The following is a 20,243-nucleotide window of genomic DNA, read 5'->3' on the forward strand; positions in this document are numbered from 1 at the left end:
CCATGCATACGTTGATCCGCAATGTTCGCGCCGAGGCCATACGCCTTTCAGGGCTTGGGCCTTGGCTGTGCTGGGTACTGCCCCTAGCAGTATTCGCCCCTTTGCTAATCACCTTCGCGGTGGCCGCGGTTGCCAGCCGCATTGCTGCTGAAAGCTCGATCTTAAAAGTCCAGGGAGTCACAAGCGATAACGCCGCCTACTGGGTGGTGCATCTAGGCGTGTTGATCTGCGTGATCGGTGCGGCCCTGGCCCAAACCAGCACCACCCAATTAGCACCCGTCGCGCTGCTACACCAACGCCTCCAGCCTCACAGCCTGCACATCCTTTTCGCCCGGTGGTTGCTCTGCGGTGCGGTGGCCTGCATGGTGGTGTGGCTTGATATCTTCCTCTTGCTCGTACTGCTGCCCCAAGCATTCGGGCAGGTATATGCCGGGGTAGATCTCTTTTCTTTCACCGGCGCGCGCCTGCTGTGGGCAGGCCCTGTCTGGGCGTGGATTGCTAGCGGCTTTGGCATTGGCCTCGGTGCGGTGCTGCGCACCCCTGCTGCCATCATCGCGGTGCTCAGCGTGTGGGCGCTATTGATAGAAAACGCCATCGCCTTGCTTCCACACGGCGGCACACTGCTGCAATTCATGCCCTTTATCAACGGCACCTTCGCCACGGGGCAGGCAGTAGCCATCGAACCCGGATGGGGCCAAAACGGCGCACTGCTGTATGTTGCCATCCTGGCGCTGGGCGTGGTGTTCTTAGGTGCATTGGTGAGCAAACGTAACTACTAGCACCTGCGGCAGATAGAATCACCGCTTGTGAATTCCTTGCGCTATAAGCTGTCCACCCTGGCCCAAACCTTCTGGTTTATCCCAGCGGTCCTCGTCGTTTTCTCCATCGTCTTGGCCCAGTTTTTGATCTGGCTGGAATTGCGATTCGGCGTTCCAAGCCAGCTCAGCTTCATCTACCAGGGTGGCGAATCGGGCGCGCGCAGCCTGCTCAGCTCCATCACCACCGCCAGCATCGGTGTGGCAGGCACCATGTTCTCCATTACCATCGCCGCACTTTCTTCTGTGGTGTCAACGATGGGCCCGCGGCTTTTGCACAGCTTTTTGCAAGACCGCGGCATCAAACTCACCCTCGGTATCTTCGTTGCCACCTTCGCCTTCGCACTGTTCTCCCTGCGCTCCATTAGTGCAGGTGAAGAAGGTGAAAGCGTGTTCGTTCCGCACTATAACGTCACCGTGGTCATGATCTATGCCACCTTGTATATCGCCGCAGTGGTGTACTACATCGGGCACATGGCCGGCAGTATCTCCATGACGCGGGTAGTGAATTTGCTTGCCGACGACCTCAGTGACGCATTGCAAAAGGGCACCGAAGAGGCAGAACAGCAGCGCCAATTCACCATGCCTCCCGAGGGCTACTTCTTAGCAGCACAGCCACTGCATGCAGATCGTGGAGGCTATGTGCAGTACGTGGATTATCAAGGGCTGGCCAAAGCAGCCGAGCACCACGAGGCCGCGATCGAATTATTAGTGCGCCCCGGCACCCATGTCACCAGGGGAGATCTGTTGGCGCGTTGTGTGCCCGAGCGTTTCGATATTGATGAATACCTCATCATTGGCAATACCCGAAGCGATAAACAAGACATGGAGTTTTCGGTGCGCCAACTGCTAGAAGTGGCTGTGCGTGCTCTAAGCCCAGGCACCAATGATCCTTTTACCGCCATGGACGTGGTTGATCGCTTTGCTGAGGTCTTAAGCCAATTACAAGATCGTTCCTTGCCCCAGGGGGTGATCGAGCGCGATCACACCATTCGTGTGCTGCACGACGTCACCACCTATGAGGGGCTGGTAGATGAGATGTTTGTGCAAATCCGCCAGAACGCCAAGGGCACGGTCGCGGTGTATATGCGCATGCTTGAGGCCTTGAGCAAGGTGGTGGATACCACCACCCGCCCAGATCGCTGCGAGGTGCTCAAACGCCACGCCGATTTGATCATGAGTGATGCAGGCGAGCTCGTTACTACCTCTTCAGATCTGCGAGCCCTTGAGCAGCGCTATCAACGTTTTATTGAGCTCATGGAGCAAAACGTTCGCGATTAATCAACCTGCTGGTAGCCGCTGCGCGAAATCAAAGGCAACGGCGAGTACTTGGCTCGAAGTTCGCGCAACGTATTGGCGTGCTGCGCCAGGCGCTGATCTTCCACTGTTCTGGGGCTAAATTGCCGTGCCGGCAGCGGGTGGCCATCAATATCCATGCCAATGTAGGTCACCGTGGCGTGGATGGCCGTCTGTAATGCATCGCGGCCACCTTTGGGGTCGCCTGCGCGCACATGGATGGAGGTTTGCATTGAGCGGGCATCGGTGCGCATCAAACGCGCATCCACCTCGATCAGATCGCCAATGGAGATGGGGCGATAAAAGCGAATACCTCCGGCGTAGACGGCCACGGTGTGTTCGCCCGACCACTCCATGGTGCAGGCGGTGCCGGCCTCATCGATCCATTCCATCGCTGTGCCTCCGTGGACATTGCCGCCCCAGTTGACGTCGGTAGGCTTAGCCAAGAAACGGTTGACCAGCCTTGGGGCTTCTGAAGGGCCATCATAGGTTTGCTTATCCATCTCCTCTTCGATGGCTTTGCGCAGCTCAATGCGAGACTCCGCCGCATTGTGCACATCCATATCCTCTTTCGAGCTCGGCTCGTACTTCGGCACCCGCACCGGCTTGCCGCTTTCAGGATCCTTTGCCACGAAAATGACCAAGCAATCGCAGGCGCGAGTAAAGACGCCTTCGCGCGGATCTGCAGAAAGCACCTCATTCACGATGTGCATAGAAGACGTCCCCGTCATCGCAATTCTGGAACGCACCTCCACCATGTCGCCCGACTTAATGGGGCGGGTGAAGTGAATGTGGCCAACATAGGCGGTTACGCAATAGGTGCCCGACCACTGCACAGCGCAGGCATAGGCTGCCTTGTCAATCCATTCAAGGAGCCTGCCGCCACCAACGCCGTGGCTTCCGGCCATGATGATATCGGTAGGGGCGGCAAGAAAACGGAGAGTCACCGAGGATTTGCTCATGGCGAAACTTTAGCAATTACACCCCTGACTTACACTCAAGCCCATGGCACGCATCGACCCTGCTGAAACCCGCAACGCAGTGCTCGCACTGGCACCCTGGCTCCGTTTCGAGCACCAAGCTGCACCCTCGCGCCAAGCACTGGCCAAGGCGGTGCGTTTAAGCGCACGCCTGATGGCCCAAGAAAGCCCCGGACATTCCGTAGAGGTGCGCGTACCTCCCTTCGTGGCGGTGCAGTGCATCGAAGGGCCCAGGCATACACGAGGCACCCCTCCGAACGTGGTGGAATGTGACCCGCGCACCTGGTTGCAGCTCGTGACAGGAATCAAGACCTGGCAAGACGCAGCAATAGAAGCCTCAGGCACACGCGCTGGGGAAGTGGCATCACTGCTGCCGCTGATCCCCCTTGACTAGTGGCCAAGGAAAGGCGAATGCGTCAGCGGCGCCGGGGGTGATCACCCCAACATGGGGCGAGAATCCAGGGTGGTGGGCTAGCATGGCTGCGTGGCAAATACACAAGCGCCTCAAGGTAGTACCCCTGCCCCGTTCGACGATCAAGGCGAACAATCGCCCCGCGAGGAATGCGGCGTATTCGGAGTATGGGCCCCCGGCGAAGAAGTTTCTAAGCTGACCTATTTCGGACTATTCGCTTTGCAACACCGTGGCCAAGAAGCCGCCGGTATTGCTGTCGGCGACGGCGATCAAGTGGTGGTGTTTAAAGATCTTGGGCTCGTCAGCCAAGTCTTTGATGAGCCAACCTTAGAATCCTTGCGTGGCGACGTAGGCATCGGCCATACCCGCTACTCCACAGCAGGTGGCGTGACCTGGGAAAATTCCCAGCCCATGTTCCGCGTGGCTCCCGATGGCACCGACGTGGCCCTTTGCCACAACGGCAACCTGGTCAATTTTCTTGAGCTTCTCGACGAAGCCGCTGAAAAAGACCTCGTGCGCAAAGAAGAGGCGCCATCTGACTCCGATGTGATGACGGCGCTGCTATCGCACGACATCCACGATGGCCACACCCTCCTCGATGCAGCCCGCGGCCTCTTGCCGCGCATCAGAGGTGCCTTCTGCCTCACCTTCACCGATGGCCACACCCTGTATGCAGCGCGTGATCCTTGGGGTATTCGCCCGCTCGTGCTTGGCCGCCTCGATGGGGGCTGGACCGTGGCGTCTGAAACCTGTGCCTTGGATATTGTGGGCGCTTCTTTTGTGCGTGAGATCGAACCCGGAGAACTCGTCGCCATTGATGGCTCGGGGGTGCGCTCGGAGCGCTTTGCCGAAGAAGACCGCAAGACCTGCGTGTTTGAATACGTCTACCTGGCTCGCCCAGACTCCACCATTCATAACCGCAACGTCAATGCCACCCGCCTAGAAATCGGGCGAAAGCTCGCCCGCGAATTCCCAGCGGATGCAGATCTGGTGATCCCCGTACCGGAATCGGGCAACCCGGCTGCCGTGGGATACGCCCAAGAATCAGGCATCCCCTTCGGCCAAGGGCTGGTGAAAAACGCCTATGTGGGGCGCACCTTTATCCAGCCTTCTCAAACACTGCGCCAGCTTGGTATCCGCCTCAAGCTCAACCCGCTGCGCGAGGTGATCCAAGGCAAACGCCTGGTGGTGGTAGACGATTCCATCGTCCGCGGCAATACCCAACGCGCACTGATCCGCATGCTGCGTGAGGCAGGTGCCAAGGAAGTGCACGTGCGCATCGCCTCCCCGCCGGTGAAGTGGCCTTGTTTTTATGGCATCGACTTTGCAAGCCCCGGCGAGCTCATTGCCAATGCCGTAACCGGCGACAATGAAGAAGAAATGGCCGCGCAAGTCAGCACCGCCATCGGTGCCGATACCATCGGATACGTCTCCACCGAGGCCATGATCGAAGCCACCGAACAACCCGCAAAAGAACTCTGCGCCGCCTGCTTTGATGGGCACTATCCCATCGGGATGCCCAAGGGCAACAAAAACGCAGAACTCGTTTCTGCCATGCAGCGCGGATCCTGCGGCGGCAAAGACTAGCGCCTAGGCCAAAGACCACCACACCAATCCAACACCCAAGGAAGTAGCACCATGACCGAAGATGTTTCCTACGCCGCAGCCGGCGTCGATATCGAAGCTGGCGATCGCGCAGTCGAACTCTTCGCGCCGCACGCCAAGCGCGCCACCCGCCCCGAGGTACGCGGCGGACTCGGAGGCTTTGCAGGGCTGTTTGCACTGGGCAAGTACCGTGAGCCCCTCCTTGCCGCCGGCTCCGATGGCGTGGGCACCAAATTAGCCATTGCCCAAGCCATGGATAAACACGACACCATCGGCATCGACCTGGTGGCCATGTGCGTGGATGATCTGGTGGTATGCGGTGCAGAGCCACTGTTTTTGCAGGACTACATCGCCATCGGCAAAGTGGTGCCCGAGCACGTTGCTGAGATTGTCAAAGGCATTGCAGAAGGCTGCGTGCAGGCAGGGTGCGCCCTGCTCGGCGGTGAAACCGCCGAACACCCGGGTGTGATGGAACCGGGCGAATACGACGTATCAGCCACCGCCGTGGGCGTGGTTGAAGCCGATGAGCTGCTCGGACCAGACCGCGTGCGCAAAGGTGATGTGGTGATCGCCATGGCATCGTCTGGCCTGCACTCCAATGGCTACTCCCTGGCACGCCACGTGCTGCTAGAAAAAGCAGGGCTGCCGCTGGATAAAGAGATGGAAGAACTCGACCGCCCCCTCGGTGAAGAACTGCTCGAGCCCACCCGAATCTACGCCAAAGATTGCCTCGCGCTGGCCGATGAATGCGAAGTGCACACCTTCTGCCACGTCACCGGCGGTGGTTTGGCCGGCAACTTAGAGCGCGTGATCCCAGAAGGCCTGCGCGCCGAGCTGTCTCGCGCCACCTGGACTCCGGGCCCGATTTTCCGCACCATCCAATCAGTAGGCCAGGTGCCACTGTCAGAGATGGAAAAGACCTTCAACATGGGTGTGGGCATGGTGGCCGTGGTGGCATCGAAGGATCGCGACCGCGCCCTGGCCATGCTCACCGCCCGCCACATCGACGCCTGGGAGCTAGGAACCATCGTGGCTGCCGAAGAAGGCGAAGCCTCCGTGGAACTCAGCGGCACCCACCCCGGCTACTAATCGTTTTCGGGCACGAGAAAAAGGGGAAGCGGCTCAACGCTGCTTCCCCTTTCAAGCGCCTGCCCACTTAGAGCGGGCATGAACGACTAGTCGCGCCAGTCGTAGTCCGAGTAGTCGTCTTCACGATCTTCATCTCGTGACTTGCCCGCAAGTTCTCGCTGCAGCCGCTCCAAGTCCATCTCTGGAGTGTTGTACTTCAGCTGGCGTGCAACCTTGGTCTGCTTAGCCTTCGCGCGTCCGCGACCCATGGCATGACCCCCTTGGAGTAACTTCGATCGGCCCACGGAATTCACCGGGGCCGCTCGCAATCTTGTGCTGTTTTATCTATTCCTAAATGACACAATAGCCCGAAAGGTAGGCATTTGTCGCGCCGGGGTCTGTGAGCAGCACATTTAGCTCACCATAAATGGGGCTACTTGCCCTGGAGGCGCTCAATTGCCTGACGCCCCGCAGGCGTTGCTTCCTCTTTGGGGATCGAATCAGGATCCACCGCCACAGCTACATCTCCCGCCTGCAAATCCTTACGCTGCACCGCGCTGCGCTTGAGCAAGCCCAAGGCAATCGGGCCAAATTCATGATCATGCACCACAGTGCCAACCCGGCCCAAGGCCCGGCTGCTGCCTGCAGCCGTGATCGCATCGCCAGGCACGGGCAAGGTTGGTGCCGAGCCATCGAGATGCAAGAGCACCAGCACCCTAGGCGAACGCCCCAAGTTTTCCACGCGCGCCACCGTTTCCTGGCCGCGATAACAGCCCTTGTGCAGATGCACCCCGTGGTTGAGCAGCGATGAAGACTCATGAGGAATGGACTTGCTATCCAAATCCAAATGCCGCACGGGGGCGAGCGCGCGAACACGTTCTGCCTGATAGGCCATGAGCCCCACGGCCTGGGCACCCTGGGCAATCAACTCGCCGGCGACTTCAAGCACATCCTCGCGAGGCACGAGCAAATCCATGCTCGGCACTGCCAGCAGATCCATACGGCGATAGGGCACAGCAGGCTCAACCTCTGGGAGCACACCAGCCAAGGTGAGCACGGCAATATCGGGAGTGCTGATCTCCACCTTGGACCAAAACACCATCTTGTTCAGGTAATCGAGCAGGCCATCAAAATCTTCCGGCTCGCAATCCAAATAGATCGTGTTCTCCCACACCAGCACATCCATCTGGTGCAGTACACGGCCTTGGGCATCGAGGTCTAAGGCTTGAGCACCAAAGGGGACGGGGGCGTCGACAAGCTTTTGGGAAAGCAGATTATTAAGAAAACTCGGGCCATCTTCACCCTCGACGGCAATCACACGCCTATGAGATCGATCCACCAAGGCCAGCGAGGTTTCAAAGGCGCGCTGTTCTCCAAGCGGATTGCCATAATGCCACGCCACGCCCGCAACGGCGATCGGATCATCGCCGGGATCGCACTCGGTGGCGCCGGGGAGATTCAGCAAGGGAGAAGACACATGATTTTGCTGCACATTTTTCATCCTACTGGGCTTTTTTAGCATCCGCGTTGGGCATAATAAAGATATGGCAGCACCAACGCGCACACCTGCGCCGCAACCGATCATCATCGCCGTCGAACCATTCGGTGGCTCCATCCGTAACCACAGCCCACTGCTGCCACTGGTGTACTGGGACGATGCAGCCGTAACCAGGGGCGATGGGGTCTTTGAAACGCTGCTGCTGCACAAGGGCAAACCTTGCCTTATCGACGAACACCTCCAGCGCTTCCAACGCTCAGCGAAACTGCTGGACCTCCCAGAACCCAAAGCAGAGGATTGGCGCAAAGCCACCGCCATGGCCGCCGAACAATGGGCCGAAAAAACCGAGCGCGACGCCAAACTGGTCTGGACCTACACCAGGGGCAGGCCAACCAGGGACCCACAACAGCCACACCCCACCGCGTGGCTAAGCGTGACCGCGATTGACGATGCAGTGCTGCGCCAAAGAGAAGAAGGCGTGAAAGTGCTCAGCGCCCCGCGCGGCTATGTGCTGCACACAGACGATGGCCAAGAAGGCGCCCAGGCCGCCCCGTGGCTCGTAGTAGGAGCAAAAACGCTGAACTACGCCACCAATATGGCAGCGCTGCGGTGGGCGCATGGCCAAGGCTTTGATGATGTGATCTTTACCGAAGGCGAAAAAGTGCTCGAAGGGGCCACCTCCACGGTGGTGACGGTGCGGGGCAATAAGCTGCGCACCCCCTTAGCCGAGGGGATCTTGGCGGGAACCACCCAGGCCGCGGTCTTTGCTCATGCAGAAGCTCAAGGCTGGAACTGCAAAGCCAAGCCCATGGACTTGGAATACCTCTGCCACAAGGCCGATAGCGTGTGGCTTTTAAGCTCAGTGCGCATGGCCACCAGGGTGCGGCGCATCAACGATATAAAGCTGCCCAAGCCGGACAACGAGGCAGAGCTCCAAGCACTGTTCCAGGCCGCGCTGGGTGCTTAAGAGCGCTGGGCGAGCTAAAAAAAGCCCCGCAGGTGCAGCAACATATTCACTGCGCCCGCGGGGTGCCTTGCGTGGCGGGAGTTAGCCGATCACGCGAGAAAGCTCTGCAGACATGCGCGGGCGAAGCTCCTCGCCAACCATGCGCTCATCTACCCAGCCGAGGTTGTTATTGGGCATCAACCCATAAAGGCGCTTGCCAGGGCCAAGGGTGGAAGGGCCGGTGGCGGTAACCATGGTGGAGGCCGATTCGATCTGCCAGGCGCGCTCATTGACTGGCTGGCCATAGTAGATCTCAGACACGCCAGTGGAGTGGGTGCACACCACTTCGATTTCGTCTTGATCATTAATGCGCCAGAAACCAGACTCGCGCACATCTAAACCGGTGGGGTTGCCCTCTTGGTCGAGCTTCCACATGCGCGAGCTATAGGTGAGGTAGTTTTCGCCGTCGTGGGCAAAAATGATCTGCTGGCCAAAGTTGTACTGGCCATCCTCGGCGGTATCGGCCTGGCCGGTGCCACGCCACACGCCCACCAGGGGCAGGAGGGCAAGCAGGCCATCGTGCAGGCTCGGGCCTTCGCGCAGGTTTGCCGTGTCGTCGGGGATGGGCAGATCGCCTAAGCCGGGGATATTGCGGTGGGCAGTGTCTTTCCACTGCTCAGCGGCTTGGTTTACTACATCGCTGCCGGAAAGCGAGACTTCCGGCTGTGCTCCTTGTTGTTCTTCGCTCATAGTGCCCTACCTTAGTGGCATTGCTGCATGGATCGCTGAGATGTTCGCCAAGGGCGTTGTTGTGAAGGCTGAAAACAAAAAAAACAGTGCGTGTTTTTGCAGCGCTCTGGATAGATTGTTGGGCAATAGCGCTGCTGCACACTAGGCTATGCGCCGTGCGTACATTGCTTATTGCTAATCCAAACTCCACCACGCAGTCACCTCGACTTTTTAGCCGTCTGATCCCTACCTTGCGTGAGGTAGAAGGCCTGGAATTAAAGGCCGTGTTTACCCACTACGCAGGCCATGCGCGTGAAATCTGTAGCGGATTAAGCGTTGAAGATTACGACGTAGTCATCGCCGTCGGCGGCGATGGCACCGTCAATGAAGTAGTCAATGGTCTGCTCGGGCCTGTCGATGAACGCCGCGACCCCAACGAGGTACCAGCGCTTGCGGTGATTCCTACCGGCTCTGCCAATGTATTTGTGCGCGCCTTGGGCTTTCCCGCCGAGCCGATTCTTGCCACCGAGGAGCTGGCCAAATCACTTCGCACCCAGCGTGTTCGCAGCGTAGAGGTGGGCACTTGGGATAACGAGTGGTTTGCCGTAAACGCAGGTTTTGGCATCGACGCCGATGTGATTGCCGGGGTGGATCGAGTACGCAGCAAGGGCGCTTCTGCCACGCCATTTCGCTATTTCAAGGTAGCGATCCAAGCGTGGAGGCGTATCCACCGCGAACCACCACAGATCAATATCAGCGGCACTTTGAAATCGGGTGAGCGCTTCCAGGAAGAGCGTCTGCCGCTGCTGATCGCCTCCAACACCAACCCCTGGACCTTCCTTGGCCCGCTGCCGGTGGTAACCAACCCCGATAACTCCTTTGACCAGGGCCTCGGCCTGTTCGGGCTTCGCGATATCTCCGGTGTTGGTGGCGTGGCTGCCATGGCGCACATCGTGGGCTTTGGCCACAATAAGTTCATGGATCGCTACCTGGAGCCGCGCACCGTCTCCTATGACGACGTGGCCGAGGTTGAGATTCACTGCGAAAAAGAGCAGCGCTTCCAGGTGGATGGCGAGTACGTCGATCAGATGAGCTCGGTTACCTTAGGTGCTTTGCCTGATGCCCTGCGCGTGTACGCGCCGGGGAAGGATTCTGGCGATACCCCGATCTCTCGGATGCGTCGCCTGCTCAGCTTTATTGATCCGCGCTCTTAAACGCTGCCCACAGCCCGCGCCCTGCAGCCCTGGTGTAAATATGCACCGGTTGCGGGGCGTTTTGTCTTAGCCAATATTGGTGGGGGAGAAATCGCGCAGGCGCAGGGTCACGTTTCTTTCTTGGGCTTGGAAATACAAGGTGCCGCCCGAAACATACACAAAGCCGGCTTGTGAGCGCATGGGTAAAAGGCGGGTATCGATGCGCCAGCTCATCGCGTCCATGATGGCTTCATCGCTTAGAGTTCCATCTCCTCGATCGAGCACTTTGGTGGGGGTGAGGCGAAAATCTGGGCCTTCGATGCGCAGATCGGCCACCACGCTCACAGGCTTTGATTGGCCCTTGAGCGTGCCGCGTAGTTGCGCTTCGCTGGCCGTGCCGCCGTTTGGAGAAATGTCATAGGGATTAGAGATATCCAGATCCGCAATGCCGAGCTGTTGGCCAACACTTACGGCATCGAGGCCGATGGTTTGGGTAAGCAGCAGCGCACGACTGCCCTGGATAGCACCCGAGAACACCTGCGAGGCACCCACTTGTACATCCACGGCATCGGTGGTGGTGGTGATCAGCCCAAAGTTTGGCGTATCCACATCGGAAACGGACACAGAAACCTGCTTGATCTTGCCGCTAATGAGCGCCTGGGTATAGGGCGTGCCACCGAAATACACACCGGGGCTCATCTCTAGCTCCGCGGATTCCTCCACGGCTTGGGCAAAGGAGCGTTCGGCGCGCGCGGCGATGGCCGAGTCGATCACCCATACGACAGCAAGAAGGCTCACTATGAGTATGAGGAGGCGTCGAAAAGCTTTGGAGCGAAGCACAGTGCCATTCTTCCATACCGTTTCCGGCGGCAGCACTGCGATCACGCGTACCTTAGACAGCATGAAATTATTAAGACTTTCCCTGCCCGAGCACCCAGAATTGGCCAGCCAGTGCCTAGACATGCTCGATGAAATTGCCCAAGAAGACGGTGTTGAGGCGCTCTCGGAGCACTTTGTTCGCGGACTCAAAGACGCCTCCTTACACCACACGCACCTGCTTGCCATGCGCGAACAAGGCCCAGTTGCTATCGCCGCAGCCGAGGGTGAACAGGCAGAATTTGCTGTGGCTCCAGCTTTTCGACGCCGCGGCATCGGCTCCGAACTGCTCGCAACCTTGGCTGAGGATCAGATCCATGATGTGTGGGCCCACGGCAATCTTCCGGGGGCGCGAAGGTTGGCCCAACGCGAGCATTATCAACCCACCCGCGAGCTTTTAGTGATGGGCATTGAAGGTGCAGCGCTGCAAGCTGCAGCGGAGGTGCAATTAGCAGAGGGGCTCGAATTGAGCAGCCTGGCCAATACGAAGCTTCAAGCGGCTGAGCAAGAGTGGCTGCGGGTGAATAATGAGGCCTTTGATTGGCACCCTGAGCAGGGCGGTTGGGATGCTGATCGCTTGGCAAAGGCCATGGACCAGGATTGGTTCCGTGCCGATGACGTGCTGTTTTTGGAGCAGGATGGGCGCCTGGCTGGCTTCCACTGGCTCAAACGTCACGGGGATCTGCGCCAAGGCGCTGATGGTGAGGTGTACGTGGTAGGCCTTGGCCGTGATTTCCGTGGCCGTGGTTTGGGTGATCCGCTGGTGCGCCTTGGTTTGAGGCGTTTGTATCAGGAAGGTGCGAAGCGCGTGATCCTCTATGTGGAATCCGATAATCGCCCTGCGGTGCAGGCCTATGAGCGCTTGGGGTTTTTCACCCTCGAACGCCACGTTGTGTACAGCGATTCGGCTTCCAAATCGCGTGAGTGAGGCAAATAAAAGGTAAACATCTGCCTGAAAAATGCGCGTGCTTGGTGGGGGAGGGCTGCAATCGGGGGTTGGGTTGCTCACTTTTGGGTGAACTCTAGGTGAATTAGAGCAGACAACGCCCCCATCGTTGCAGCTCAGCGCGGTGTTCATAAAGTCACTTTTTGAGTTAACCCATTGTTAACCTGCGGGGTCATTTTCCTTCATTTTGCTGTCTTAGATTGTTCTTCGTGAGCGTGAGCAGACACATCTGCACGCGTTGACCGAGGCCTCGAAGCAACATGCAATAGACCAAGTGAACAAGATAACCGGAGAGGTTACCCCGTGACTCGATCGATCAAGCGATCCGCCCTTGCCAGCCTGATGGCTGGTTCGATGGTGCTCGCAGCATGCTCCGAGACCGATAGCACGTCCAACGATTCCAAGGCGTCTGACGCTACCGCCATCGAAGGCTTGACCGGCGCGACCGGTGAACTGGTTGCCGAGGGAGCCTCCTCCCAGCAAAACGCCATGAACTACTTTGCAAACCAGTACCAGGCCGCAGTGCCTGGAGCCACCCTGGCATATAACGCCACGGGTTCTGGATCTGGTGTAAAGAACTTCATTGCCGGCCAGGTTGCCTTTGGTGGATCCGACTCCCCGCTCAAAGAGGATCAGATTGAGCCTGCCAAAGAGCGTTGCGGAGGCAACGAAGCATGGCACCTGCCCATGGTGATCGGCCCTGTTGCAGTGGCATATCACCTCGATGGTGTGGATGATCTCAACCTTTCCACCAAGACTGTTGCCAAGATTTTCAAGGGCGACATCACCAAGTGGAACGACGATGAGATTGCCAAGGAAAACGAAGGCAAGGATCTTCCGGATAAAGACATCAAGGTGGTGTACCGCTCGGATGAGTCCGGTACCTCCGATAACTTCCAGAAGTTCCTCAAGGCTTCCACCGGAGAATGGGACACCGAAGGTAAGTCCTTCCCCTCCAAGGTTGGAGCAGGTGCCTCCGGCTCCAACGGTGTTGCCAGCGAAGTGGCAAACATCGACGGCGGCATCACCTACGTTGAGTCCGGCTTTGCTAAGCAGCAGAACCTCGGCATTGCCAACCTGGACTTCGGTTCAGGTCCGGTAAAGCTCGACCCCGACACCGTCGGCGTTGCTCTGGAGAACCTCGAGTTCACCACCGAGGGCAACAACATGGTCGTCGATACCGAGAAGCTCTTCGGATCGAAGGACGAGGGTGCGTATCCGCTGGTGCTCACCACCTATGAGTTGGTGTGCTCCAAGGGCTACGAAGACAACACCCGCGATCAGGTCAAGGATTTCCTCACCGTCGCCCTGAACTCTCAGGACGAGCAGTTGGAAGAACTTGGCTACATCCCGGTCAAAGGCTCGCTCCACGATCGCCTGCAGAAAGCTGTAGACGCGATCAGCTAGCACTCCAGGCGCTGGCTGCAAGGTCAGTGCCGCCAAGATTGAACACACAACGCACTAAAAGGATGAAGAACATGGCAGCCACCATCGCTCAGAAGCTTGACCTCCCTTCCGCTGAGCAGCTCATCGCCGCCGCAGACGTCGCATTCGACAACATGGAACGCATGAACGGGTCCAAGAAGACCTCGATCGGCTCCGCAGTCGAGCGTGTTGGCGTAAAGGTGGTTGCCAAACTCTCTCCTTCCACCGAGCTTTCTTTGAGCAACGCTCGCACCGCCTAAGCACCAAACACTCCAGCACAATCGGAGGTAGCGGCAACCTTTTGCCGTTACCTGATTTGGTGCTTGGCTCGTGAGGGTTTTAGCTCAGAAAGTTCCTATTCCAAGGAACTTCCTCCAATGGATCGCACAATCGAGCCCATCGCATCACAGCGCGATGTCCTCACCAGCACCCCAACGCCCTCAGACTTAAAAAACGGCAACACACCCGCCACGGACACCAAAAGCTCACGCGGTGTGCGCCGCCCAGGCGATGTCATTTTCAAGTCCCTGGCAACCTTCTCGGCCGCAACCATCACCGTGGTGATTGCAGCCATCGGATTCTTCCTGCTGTGGCGCGCAATTCCTGCACTCCGCAACAACGCCGCAAACTTCTTCACCTACGCCGGCGACTGGAACCTCAGCAATACCGCCGCCATGGAGTTTGGTATTCCCAACCTCCTCGCAGCCACCGTGCTCATCTCTGCCATTGCACTCATCCTGGCAATGCCAGTAGCACTCGGTATTGCCATCTTCCTATCCAATTACGCGCCAGCGAAACTCGTGCGACCATTGGGCTTTCTAGTAGACATGCTCGCTGCGGTGCCCTCAATTGTGTTCGGCCTTTGGGGCTGGCAGGTGCTCGGCCCATCACTGTCTGGCTTCTACCAGTGGCTGCACAGCGTAGGCTCCGGCATCCCGCTGTTTGCCACCTACGCCAATTCCCCCTCCTTTGACACCGGCCGCAATATGCTCACCGGTGGCATCGTGCTCGCGGTGATGATCTTGCCCGTGATCGCCGCTACCGCCAGGGAAATTTTCGTGCAAACTCCCATCGGCCAGCGCGAAGCAGCCCTCGCACTGGGAGCAACGCGCTGGGAAGTAGTACGCATGACCGTGCTTCCCTTCGGTATGCCAGGTTTTATCTCCGGCTCCATGCTCGGACTCGGACGTGCCCTGGGTGAAACCATGGCGCTGTACCTCGTGGTTTCCCCGTCGAGCCAATTCCGCTTCTCGCTCTTCGACGGCGGCACCACCTTCGCCACCGCCATTGCCAATGCGGCACCGGAATTCAACGACGACCTGCGCGCAGGCGCCTACATCGCAGCCGGCCTCATGCTGTTTGCTCTCACCTTCGTAGTGAACTCCATCGCCCGCGGAATCATTACCAAGAAAGCCTAAGGAGCCCACACCATGACTATGACCATCGATAGCGCCAAACTGGAACCAGGCCCAGGCTTTAGCCACATCTCCACCAAACGCAAAGCCACCAACCGCGTAGCCACCGTCATCATCAGCAGCTCCGTGGCCTTTGCACTGATCCCGTTGATGTGGGTGCTCTACACCGTGATCTCCCGGGGCATCGGTGCAGTAGCCAACGCAACGTGGTGGACCACCTCCCAAAAAGGCGTGCTCTACTCCGTAGATGGCGGCGGCGCACTCCACGCAATCATCGGTACCGCCACCCAAACAGCGATTTGCTCGCTGATCTCTATCCCCATCGGCGTTGCAACCGCCATCTACCTTGTGGAATACGCAGGCAACTCCCGCCTAGGAAAGGTCACCACCTTCATGGTAGACATCCTCACCGGTGTGCCATCGATCGTGGCAGCGCTGTTTGTGTACTCGCTGTGGATCGTCCTATTCGGATTCGACCGCTCCGGCATTGCCGTATCCCTCGCGCTGGTGATTCTGATGATCCCCGTGATCATCCGCAATACCGAAGAAATGCTGCGCGTGGTGCCCCACGATCTACGCGAAGCCTCCTATGCCCTCGGTGTTCCGAAGTGGAAGACCATTGTCAAGATCGTGTTGCCCACGGCCCTCTCCGGCATCGTCACCGGCGTGATGCTGGCCATCGCGCGTGTGATGGGCGAATCGGCACCAGTGCTGATCTTGGTGGGCTCTACCCAAAGCATCAACTGGGATCCCATGCACGGCCCGCAGTCCTCGCTGCCGCTGATGATGCTCGACATGTTCAAGGCAGGCACCGCCCCGGCAGTGCTGGACAAGCTCTGGGGAGCAGCACTGACCCTGGTGCTGATCATCGCCCTGCTCAACATCGGCGCCCGCTGGATCTCCGCCAAATTTGCCACCAAGCACTAAGCACACCGAAAAAGGAATACCCATGTCCAAGCTTTCAATCCGCGACCTGAACATCTACTACGGCGATTTTCATGCAGTGCAAGACGTTGAATTAGACGTAGAACCCCGAAGCGTCACCGCCTTTATTGGCCCTTCCGGCTGCGGTAAATCCACCGTGCTGCGCACCCTGAATCGCATGCATGAAGTAACACCCGGCGCCAGCGTCAAAGGCACGGTGCTGCTCGACGGCGAAGACATCTACGCAAAAGACGTAGACCCGGTAAGCGTGCGCAACACCATCGGCATGGTCTTTCAAAAGGCCAACCCTTTCCCCACCATGTCCATCGAAGAAAACGTGGTGGCAGGCCTCAAGCTGGCAGGGGAGAAGAATAAGAAGAAACTGCGCGAGGTAGCCGAGCGCTCCCTTCGCGGCGCCAACCTGTGGGAGGAAGTCAAAGATCGCCTGGATAAACCAGGTGGGGGGCTTTCCGGTGGCCAGCAGCAGCGCCTCTGCATTGCCAGGGCCATTGCCGTTGAGCCCGAAGTGCTCCTCATGGACGAGCCCTGCTCGGCGCTGGATCCGATCTCTACGCTCGCGGTGGAAGATCTCATTCACGAGCTCAAAGAGGAATACACCATCGTGATCGTGACCCACAATATGCAGCAAGCCTCGCGTGTATCCGATCAGACGGCCTTCTTCTCGCTCGAAGCCACCGGAAAGCCCGGCCGACTCGTCGAGGTTGCCGATACAAAGAAGCTCTTTTCTAACCCAGAAAAGCAAGAAACCGAAGACTATATCTCTGGTCGCTTCGGCTAAGCACAACACCAAAAAGCGCCCTGCTCCTTAATCAAAGGTGCAGGGCGCTTCGGGCGTATCAAGGGTGTTTAGTCAACGGCTTTGGGCCACTCGAAGTTGCTGAACTGCCGCTCGAGCTCTTCAAAGCGACGCTCGATTTCTGCCTGCTCCTCGCCCTCGCTGCGCTTCGCGCGGTAGTCGTGCGGGCTTAGGCCAGTAGCCAAATAGACAATCTGGCCAGCAACGGCCACGGTGTGATCGGCAAAACGCTCGAAGAAGCGGGCGATCAGGGTGCAATCCACTGCAGCTCGGGTGCCATAGGGCCAGGGGCGATTGCTTAAAAGACCCATGAGGTGATCGTGCAGATCATCCACAGCATCATCGTCGGCGCTAAAGACCAATGCCACATCGGCATCGGGGTTTTCCAAAATGGCCTTCAGCTTTTCGGCCATCTCTAAACACAGCCGGCCCATCTCGCGGAAATAGCCCATGACAGGATCGGCAATCACCGGTTCTGGGTAGCGCCTGCGTGCCGTGGAGGCAATGTGCTTGGCAAGGGAGGCCATGCGGTCGAGATCCTCGATGATGTAGATCGAGCTCAAGATCTGACGCAGATCCCTGGCCACAGGTCCTTCAAGGGCAAGCAATTGGAAGGCGCGGCTGGTGGAGCGTTGCTTGAGCTCTTTGAGCTCATCGCCTAAAGACAATGCCTGCTCTGCAGATTGCAATGAGGTCTCGGAAAGGCCATGGGTGGCGTTACGGAGCACCTCAATCACGACATTGCACATGTCATTGACGTCGTTTGCGAAGGCATCGAGATGTTCCCTATAAGCAGTACGCATGGTGGTTAGTGTAGGCGCTTGAAAGCCTTTGCGCTCGCTGAGCAGCGAATGCGGGGGTGTGGAAGATATGAAAACGCCCAAAGAGCTGAACGGTGTTCAATATACTTCCGGATATGACTCAAGAGGTTTTCGATGTCGTGGTCATCGGTGCCGGCATCGCAGGTATTGCAGTAGCAGAACAACTAAATAAGATTGACCAGCTTTCCTGGGTGGTGCTGGAAGAAAAGGACTCAGTAGGCGGCACCTGGGACACGTTTCGCTATCCCGGAGTGCGCAGCGACTCCGATATTGATGCATACCGCTTCAGCTTCCTTCCCTGGCGCGGCACCCGCCCCCTTGGCAGTGGACAAGAGATACGCGAGTACCTAGAAGAAGCCGCAACACACGCAGGCATGGATACCCGCACGCGCTTTGGCCACCGAGTACAACGCCTCGAACACCGCGATGGGTACTGGCATATCGTTGCCACTTGCGGCGATGAAGCCGTAGAGATCAAAAGCCGCTGGGTACACCTAGGCTGCGGCTATTACGATCACCACCAGGGGCATCAACCCCAATTGCCAGGTGAAGCACACTTCAAGGGGCTTATCGTTGATCCCCAGCACTGGCCCGAACACCCAGAGCACCCGGCCAATCAACTACGCGGCAAAAACGTCAGCATCATCGGCTCCGGGGCCACCGCTACTAGCCTTGCGCCAGCGTTGCACGCCCAAGGTGCGCAGGTCAGTATTGTTCAACGCACCGCCAATCACATGGCAGTGATGAGCGATGCAGATGTCCTAGCGCCGCTTCGCCGGGTATTGGCTGCGGGGGTCGTCGACAAGCTTGATCGAGCACGTGCCATTCAATCGCAGCGAGCTGTGCTGTGGCTTTCGCGCAAAAAGCCCGACATGATGGCTGCGGCACTGGCCAAACACCGCGAAAAGATTGTGCAGCGTGAAGAAGATCGGGAGGCCTTTCGGGCGAACTATCCGCTGTGGACGCAGCGCGTATGCCGGATTCCAGACGGGGACTTGCTGCACCTGATTGACGAAGGTGAGGTGGCTATCCATCACTGCGAAATCAACGGCATGGGGGAGGACTATATCGAGCTCGCATCGGGCAAACGCCTGCACACCGATGTGCTGATTAAAGCCACTGGCCTGCAATTATTAGTCTTTGGCGGCATCCAGATCGAGGTATCCGGCACCCCAATTACGCCAGGAGAACATGTGGCTTGGCGCGGGATGATGCTCAATGACGTACCAAATCTCAGCTTCACCCTCGGCTACGTCAATGATTCCTACACGCTGAGAGCAGAACTTGTGGCGAGCTTTCTTGCACGCATGCTCCAGCACATGCGCGCAGCGCACCTCGAACTCGCCACCCCGGAAAAACCTCAGCAATATCAGCCGCAGCGCATCATCGACCTTGCCTCTGGCTACGTCAATCGCGGTATTGATGCCTTCCCAGTGGTGTGCGAGAAAGCGCCGTGGACACTGCGCAACCACCATGCGCGCGAACGCCGCGACTTTCTGCGCACCGAACTCAACCACGGCATGCGCTATAGCGGCGAAGCACCTGAAACCACAGAACTGCGCATCGAAGGCACTCGGTGTCGAGTGCAAGGCGAAGGCCAGCCCATCATCGCCATCCACGGCATCGGGCGGGGCCTAGAAGATTGGGAAGTGCTCGCACCGGAGATCGTGGCACGCGGGATGCAATTAATCAGCCTGGATATCCCCGGATTTGGTGAATCTCCCCGCCGAGGAGACGCCAGCATCGAGGGGCTTGCTGCGAGCATGTGGCAGATGATCGATGAGCTTGGTCTAGGGCAGGGCAGTGGAGCTGGCGGGGAAGGTGGCGTGGCGCCGATTCTCTTGGGGCATTCGCTCGGCGGGCTGATCGTGCAAGCAATGCTGCGCCAACGCCCCGATGCTGTAGCCGGGCTGGTGCTCCTGGCGCCCAGTGGCTTCTCCCAGGAGATCACGCCGATTGTTCGCCTTGCTGCCAAACCTGTGCTTGGCACGAGGTTGCTCGGGCTGAAGTGGACGCCGCTGCTTCGAGCCTTTGAACAAGCCACCGTCGCGGATCCGGGGCGGATTAGCGATGCCGTGGTGGCTAGGGCAAAACAGCGGGTAGCGAACCCCGATCGAGCTGGGCTCTTCGCCGATATTTCTGCCAACCTGCTGGCAAATGAAGATCGTGAGGCCCTTGCGCGCAGTGCCGGCGAGGTGGCGCGCGAGTCAGGTGTTCCCGTGCGCATTCTCTGGGGTGCACAAGACAAGGTGATTAGCTCCCAGCACGCAGCCCAGGCCGAAGCGTTTTATGGCCAAGAAGTACTGCTGCTTGAAGGCTGCGGGCACATGGTTGCCACTGAACGCCCGCAGGCTGTGTTGGCTGCTTTAGAAGAAGTAGCCGAGGCTTGAGTAGGCAGCGCGCCGGAGCCGCGCGCCAAAAGCGCCTAAGCGCCGGGGCGGTGCTCGCCAAAAGCGCCTAAGCGCCCCTAGAGCGCG

20 protein-coding genes are annotated in these 20,243 nt (G+C 58.5%); 14 read left to right on the forward strand and 6 right to left on the reverse strand.

The window, feature by feature from the left end; all coding sequences use genetic code 11:
- Window positions 1–2 precede the first annotated feature (2 nt).
- Both CPPEL_RS01975 and CPPEL_RS01980 read left to right on the forward strand, forming a co-directional pair.
- Window positions 3–779 (forward strand): hypothetical protein, encoded by a 777-nt coding sequence (locus CPPEL_RS01975; RefSeq protein WP_123959572.1) that lies wholly within the window; start codon window positions 3–5, stop codon window positions 777–779.
- Window positions 780–806: 27 nt separating this feature from the next.
- The gene (locus CPPEL_RS01980; RefSeq protein ID WP_164470349.1) at window positions 807–2,096 is read left to right on the forward strand and encodes a DUF2254 domain-containing protein; all 1,290 of its coding nucleotides are present in this window, start codon (window positions 807–809) and stop codon (window positions 2,094–2,096) included.
- On the opposite strand, the gene CPPEL_RS01985 is transcribed toward CPPEL_RS01980, so the two are convergent.
- Window positions 2,093–3,073 (reverse strand): acyl-CoA thioesterase, encoded by a 981-nt coding sequence (locus tag CPPEL_RS01985; RefSeq protein WP_123959574.1) that lies wholly within the window; start codon window positions 3,071–3,073, stop codon window positions 2,093–2,095. The two genes, CPPEL_RS01980 and CPPEL_RS01985, sit on opposite strands and share 4 nt — an antisense overlap.
- Before the next feature lie 43 nt (window positions 3,074–3,116).
- Between CPPEL_RS01985 and CPPEL_RS01990 the strand changes: the two genes are divergently transcribed.
- The 3 genes from CPPEL_RS01990 (at window position 3,117) to purM (ending at window position 6,197) form a co-directional block, all read left to right on the forward strand.
- Window positions 3,117–3,485 carry a sterol carrier family protein gene (locus CPPEL_RS01990; RefSeq protein ID WP_123959575.1) on the forward strand — a complete coding sequence of 123 codons (369 nt, stop codon included), beginning with the start codon at window positions 3,117–3,119 and terminating at the stop codon, window positions 3,483–3,485.
- 90 nt (window positions 3,486–3,575) lie between these two features.
- Window positions 3,576–5,090, forward strand: coding sequence for an amidophosphoribosyltransferase (gene purF, locus CPPEL_RS01995; RefSeq protein WP_123959576.1), 1,515 nt, complete (start codon window positions 3,576–3,578; stop codon window positions 5,088–5,090).
- Between the two features lie 51 nt (window positions 5,091–5,141).
- On the forward strand, window positions 5,142–6,197 hold the full coding sequence (gene purM, locus CPPEL_RS02000) for a phosphoribosylformylglycinamidine cyclo-ligase (protein WP_123959577.1): 1,056 nt from the start codon (window positions 5,142–5,144) through the stop codon (window positions 6,195–6,197).
- Between the two features lie 86 nt (window positions 6,198–6,283).
- Here the strand turns inward: purM and CPPEL_RS02005 are convergent, their stop codons facing one another.
- Both CPPEL_RS02005 and ygfZ read right to left on the reverse strand, forming a co-directional pair.
- Complete coding sequence (locus CPPEL_RS02005) at window positions 6,284–6,445, reverse strand: DUF3073 domain-containing protein (protein ID WP_123959578.1); 162 nt, start codon at window positions 6,443–6,445, stop codon at window positions 6,284–6,286.
- 164 nt (window positions 6,446–6,609) lie between these two features.
- Complete coding sequence (gene ygfZ / locus CPPEL_RS02010; RefSeq protein WP_245990477.1) at window positions 6,610–7,668, reverse strand: CAF17-like 4Fe-4S cluster assembly/insertion protein YgfZ; 1,059 nt, start codon at window positions 7,666–7,668, stop codon at window positions 6,610–6,612.
- 52 nt (window positions 7,669–7,720) lie between these two features.
- Here ygfZ and CPPEL_RS02015 point away from each other — a divergent pair, with 52 nt between their 5' ends.
- Window positions 7,721–8,641, forward strand: a complete 921-nt coding sequence (locus CPPEL_RS02015; RefSeq protein ID WP_123959580.1) for an aminodeoxychorismate lyase — start codon at window positions 7,721–7,723, stop codon at window positions 8,639–8,641.
- Between the two features lie 81 nt (window positions 8,642–8,722).
- On the opposite strand, the gene CPPEL_RS02020 is transcribed toward CPPEL_RS02015, so the two are convergent.
- Window positions 8,723–9,370 (reverse strand): heme-binding beta-barrel domain-containing protein, encoded by a 648-nt coding sequence (locus CPPEL_RS02020; RefSeq protein WP_123959581.1) that lies wholly within the window; start codon window positions 9,368–9,370, stop codon window positions 8,723–8,725.
- A 155-nt stretch (window positions 9,371–9,525) separates the two neighbouring features.
- Between CPPEL_RS02020 and CPPEL_RS02025 the strand changes: the two genes are divergently transcribed.
- Window positions 9,526–10,563 carry a diacylglycerol/lipid kinase family protein gene (locus CPPEL_RS02025; RefSeq protein WP_123959582.1) on the forward strand — a complete coding sequence of 346 codons (1,038 nt, stop codon included), beginning with the start codon at window positions 9,526–9,528 and terminating at the stop codon, window positions 10,561–10,563.
- 66 nt (window positions 10,564–10,629) lie between these two features.
- Here CPPEL_RS02025 and CPPEL_RS02030 read toward each other — a convergent pair whose 3' ends face one another.
- On the reverse strand, window positions 10,630–11,340 hold the full coding sequence (locus tag CPPEL_RS02030) for an LmeA family phospholipid-binding protein (protein ID WP_245990478.1): 711 nt from the start codon (window positions 11,338–11,340) through the stop codon (window positions 10,630–10,632).
- Window positions 11,341–11,443: 103 nt separating this feature from the next.
- Between CPPEL_RS02030 and mshD the strand changes: the two genes are divergently transcribed.
- The 6 genes from mshD (at window position 11,444) to pstB (ending at window position 16,927) form a co-directional block, all read left to right on the forward strand.
- Window positions 11,444–12,346, forward strand: coding sequence for a mycothiol synthase (gene mshD / locus CPPEL_RS02035; RefSeq protein ID WP_123959584.1), 903 nt, complete (start codon window positions 11,444–11,446; stop codon window positions 12,344–12,346).
- 321 nt (window positions 12,347–12,667) lie between these two features.
- Entirely contained in the window at window positions 12,668–13,771 is a 1,104-nt protein-coding gene (gene pstS / locus CPPEL_RS02040) for a phosphate ABC transporter substrate-binding protein PstS (protein ID WP_123959585.1), read from the forward strand.
- A 71-nt stretch (window positions 13,772–13,842) separates the two neighbouring features.
- Window positions 13,843–14,049 (forward strand): hypothetical protein, encoded by a 207-nt coding sequence (locus CPPEL_RS02045; RefSeq protein ID WP_123959586.1) that lies wholly within the window; start codon window positions 13,843–13,845, stop codon window positions 14,047–14,049.
- Window positions 14,050–14,166: 117 nt separating this feature from the next.
- Window positions 14,167–15,207 (forward strand): phosphate ABC transporter permease subunit PstC, encoded by a 1,041-nt coding sequence (pstC, locus tag CPPEL_RS02050; protein WP_123959587.1) that lies wholly within the window; start codon window positions 14,167–14,169, stop codon window positions 15,205–15,207.
- An 18-nt stretch (window positions 15,208–15,225) separates the two neighbouring features.
- Entirely contained in the window at window positions 15,226–16,131 is a 906-nt protein-coding gene (gene pstA / locus CPPEL_RS02055; protein WP_245990524.1) for a phosphate ABC transporter permease PstA, read from the forward strand.
- 22 nt (window positions 16,132–16,153) lie between these two features.
- Window positions 16,154–16,927: a phosphate ABC transporter ATP-binding protein PstB gene (gene pstB / locus CPPEL_RS02060; protein WP_123959589.1), complete on the forward strand. Its 774-nt coding sequence runs from the start codon at window positions 16,154–16,156 to the stop codon at window positions 16,925–16,927.
- Window positions 16,928–16,995: 68 nt separating this feature from the next.
- Here pstB and phoU read toward each other — a convergent pair whose 3' ends face one another.
- Window positions 16,996–17,748: a phosphate signaling complex protein PhoU gene (phoU, locus tag CPPEL_RS02065; RefSeq protein ID WP_123959590.1), complete on the reverse strand. Its 753-nt coding sequence runs from the start codon at window positions 17,746–17,748 to the stop codon at window positions 16,996–16,998.
- Window positions 17,749–17,861: 113 nt separating this feature from the next.
- Between phoU and CPPEL_RS02070 the strand changes: the two genes are divergently transcribed.
- Complete coding sequence (locus tag CPPEL_RS02070; RefSeq protein WP_123959591.1) at window positions 17,862–20,156, forward strand: alpha/beta fold hydrolase; 2,295 nt, start codon at window positions 17,862–17,864, stop codon at window positions 20,154–20,156.
- Window positions 20,157–20,243: the final 87 nt, after the last annotated feature.

It is taken from the genome of Corynebacterium pseudopelargi (assembly GCF_003814005.1).
Lineage (GTDB): Bacteria > Actinomycetota > Actinomycetes > Mycobacteriales > Mycobacteriaceae > Corynebacterium > Corynebacterium pseudopelargi.

Excerpts from the sequence above, each read along its gene's own strand:
- CPPEL_RS02045 (WP_123959586.1), top strand. The coding sequence starts at position 13,843 with ATGGCAGCCACCATCGCTCAGAAGCTTGACCTCCCTTCCGCTGAGCAG.
- mshD (WP_123959584.1), top strand. The coding sequence starts at position 11,444 with ATGAAATTATTAAGACTTTCCCTGCCCGAGCACCCAGAATTGGCCAGC.
- CPPEL_RS02005 (WP_123959578.1), bottom strand. The coding sequence starts at position 6,445 with ATGGGTCGCGGACGCGCGAAGGCTAAGCAGACCAAGGTTGCACGCCAG.
- CPPEL_RS01990 (WP_123959575.1), top strand. The coding sequence starts at position 3,117 with ATGGCACGCATCGACCCTGCTGAAACCCGCAACGCAGTGCTCGCACTG.
- CPPEL_RS01975 (WP_123959572.1), top strand. The coding sequence starts at position 3 with ATGCATACGTTGATCCGCAATGTTCGCGCCGAGGCCATACGCCTTTCA.
- CPPEL_RS02070 (WP_123959591.1), top strand. The coding sequence starts at position 17,862 with ATGACTCAAGAGGTTTTCGATGTCGTGGTCATCGGTGCCGGCATCGCA.
- CPPEL_RS01985 (WP_123959574.1), bottom strand. The coding sequence starts at position 3,073 with ATGAGCAAATCCTCGGTGACTCTCCGTTTTCTTGCCGCCCCTACCGAT.
- purM (WP_123959577.1), top strand. The coding sequence starts at position 5,142 with ATGACCGAAGATGTTTCCTACGCCGCAGCCGGCGTCGATATCGAAGCT.
- pstB (WP_123959589.1), top strand. The coding sequence starts at position 16,154 with ATGTCCAAGCTTTCAATCCGCGACCTGAACATCTACTACGGCGATTTT.
- phoU (WP_123959590.1), bottom strand. The coding sequence starts at position 17,748 with ATGCGTACTGCTTATAGGGAACATCTCGATGCCTTCGCAAACGACGTC.
- pstC (WP_123959587.1), top strand. The coding sequence starts at position 14,167 with ATGGATCGCACAATCGAGCCCATCGCATCACAGCGCGATGTCCTCACC.
- pstA (WP_245990524.1), top strand. The coding sequence starts at position 15,226 with ATGACCATCGATAGCGCCAAACTGGAACCAGGCCCAGGCTTTAGCCAC.
- CPPEL_RS02015 (WP_123959580.1), top strand. The coding sequence starts at position 7,721 with ATGGCAGCACCAACGCGCACACCTGCGCCGCAACCGATCATCATCGCC.
- CPPEL_RS02020 (WP_123959581.1), bottom strand. The coding sequence starts at position 9,370 with ATGAGCGAAGAACAACAAGGAGCACAGCCGGAAGTCTCGCTTTCCGGC.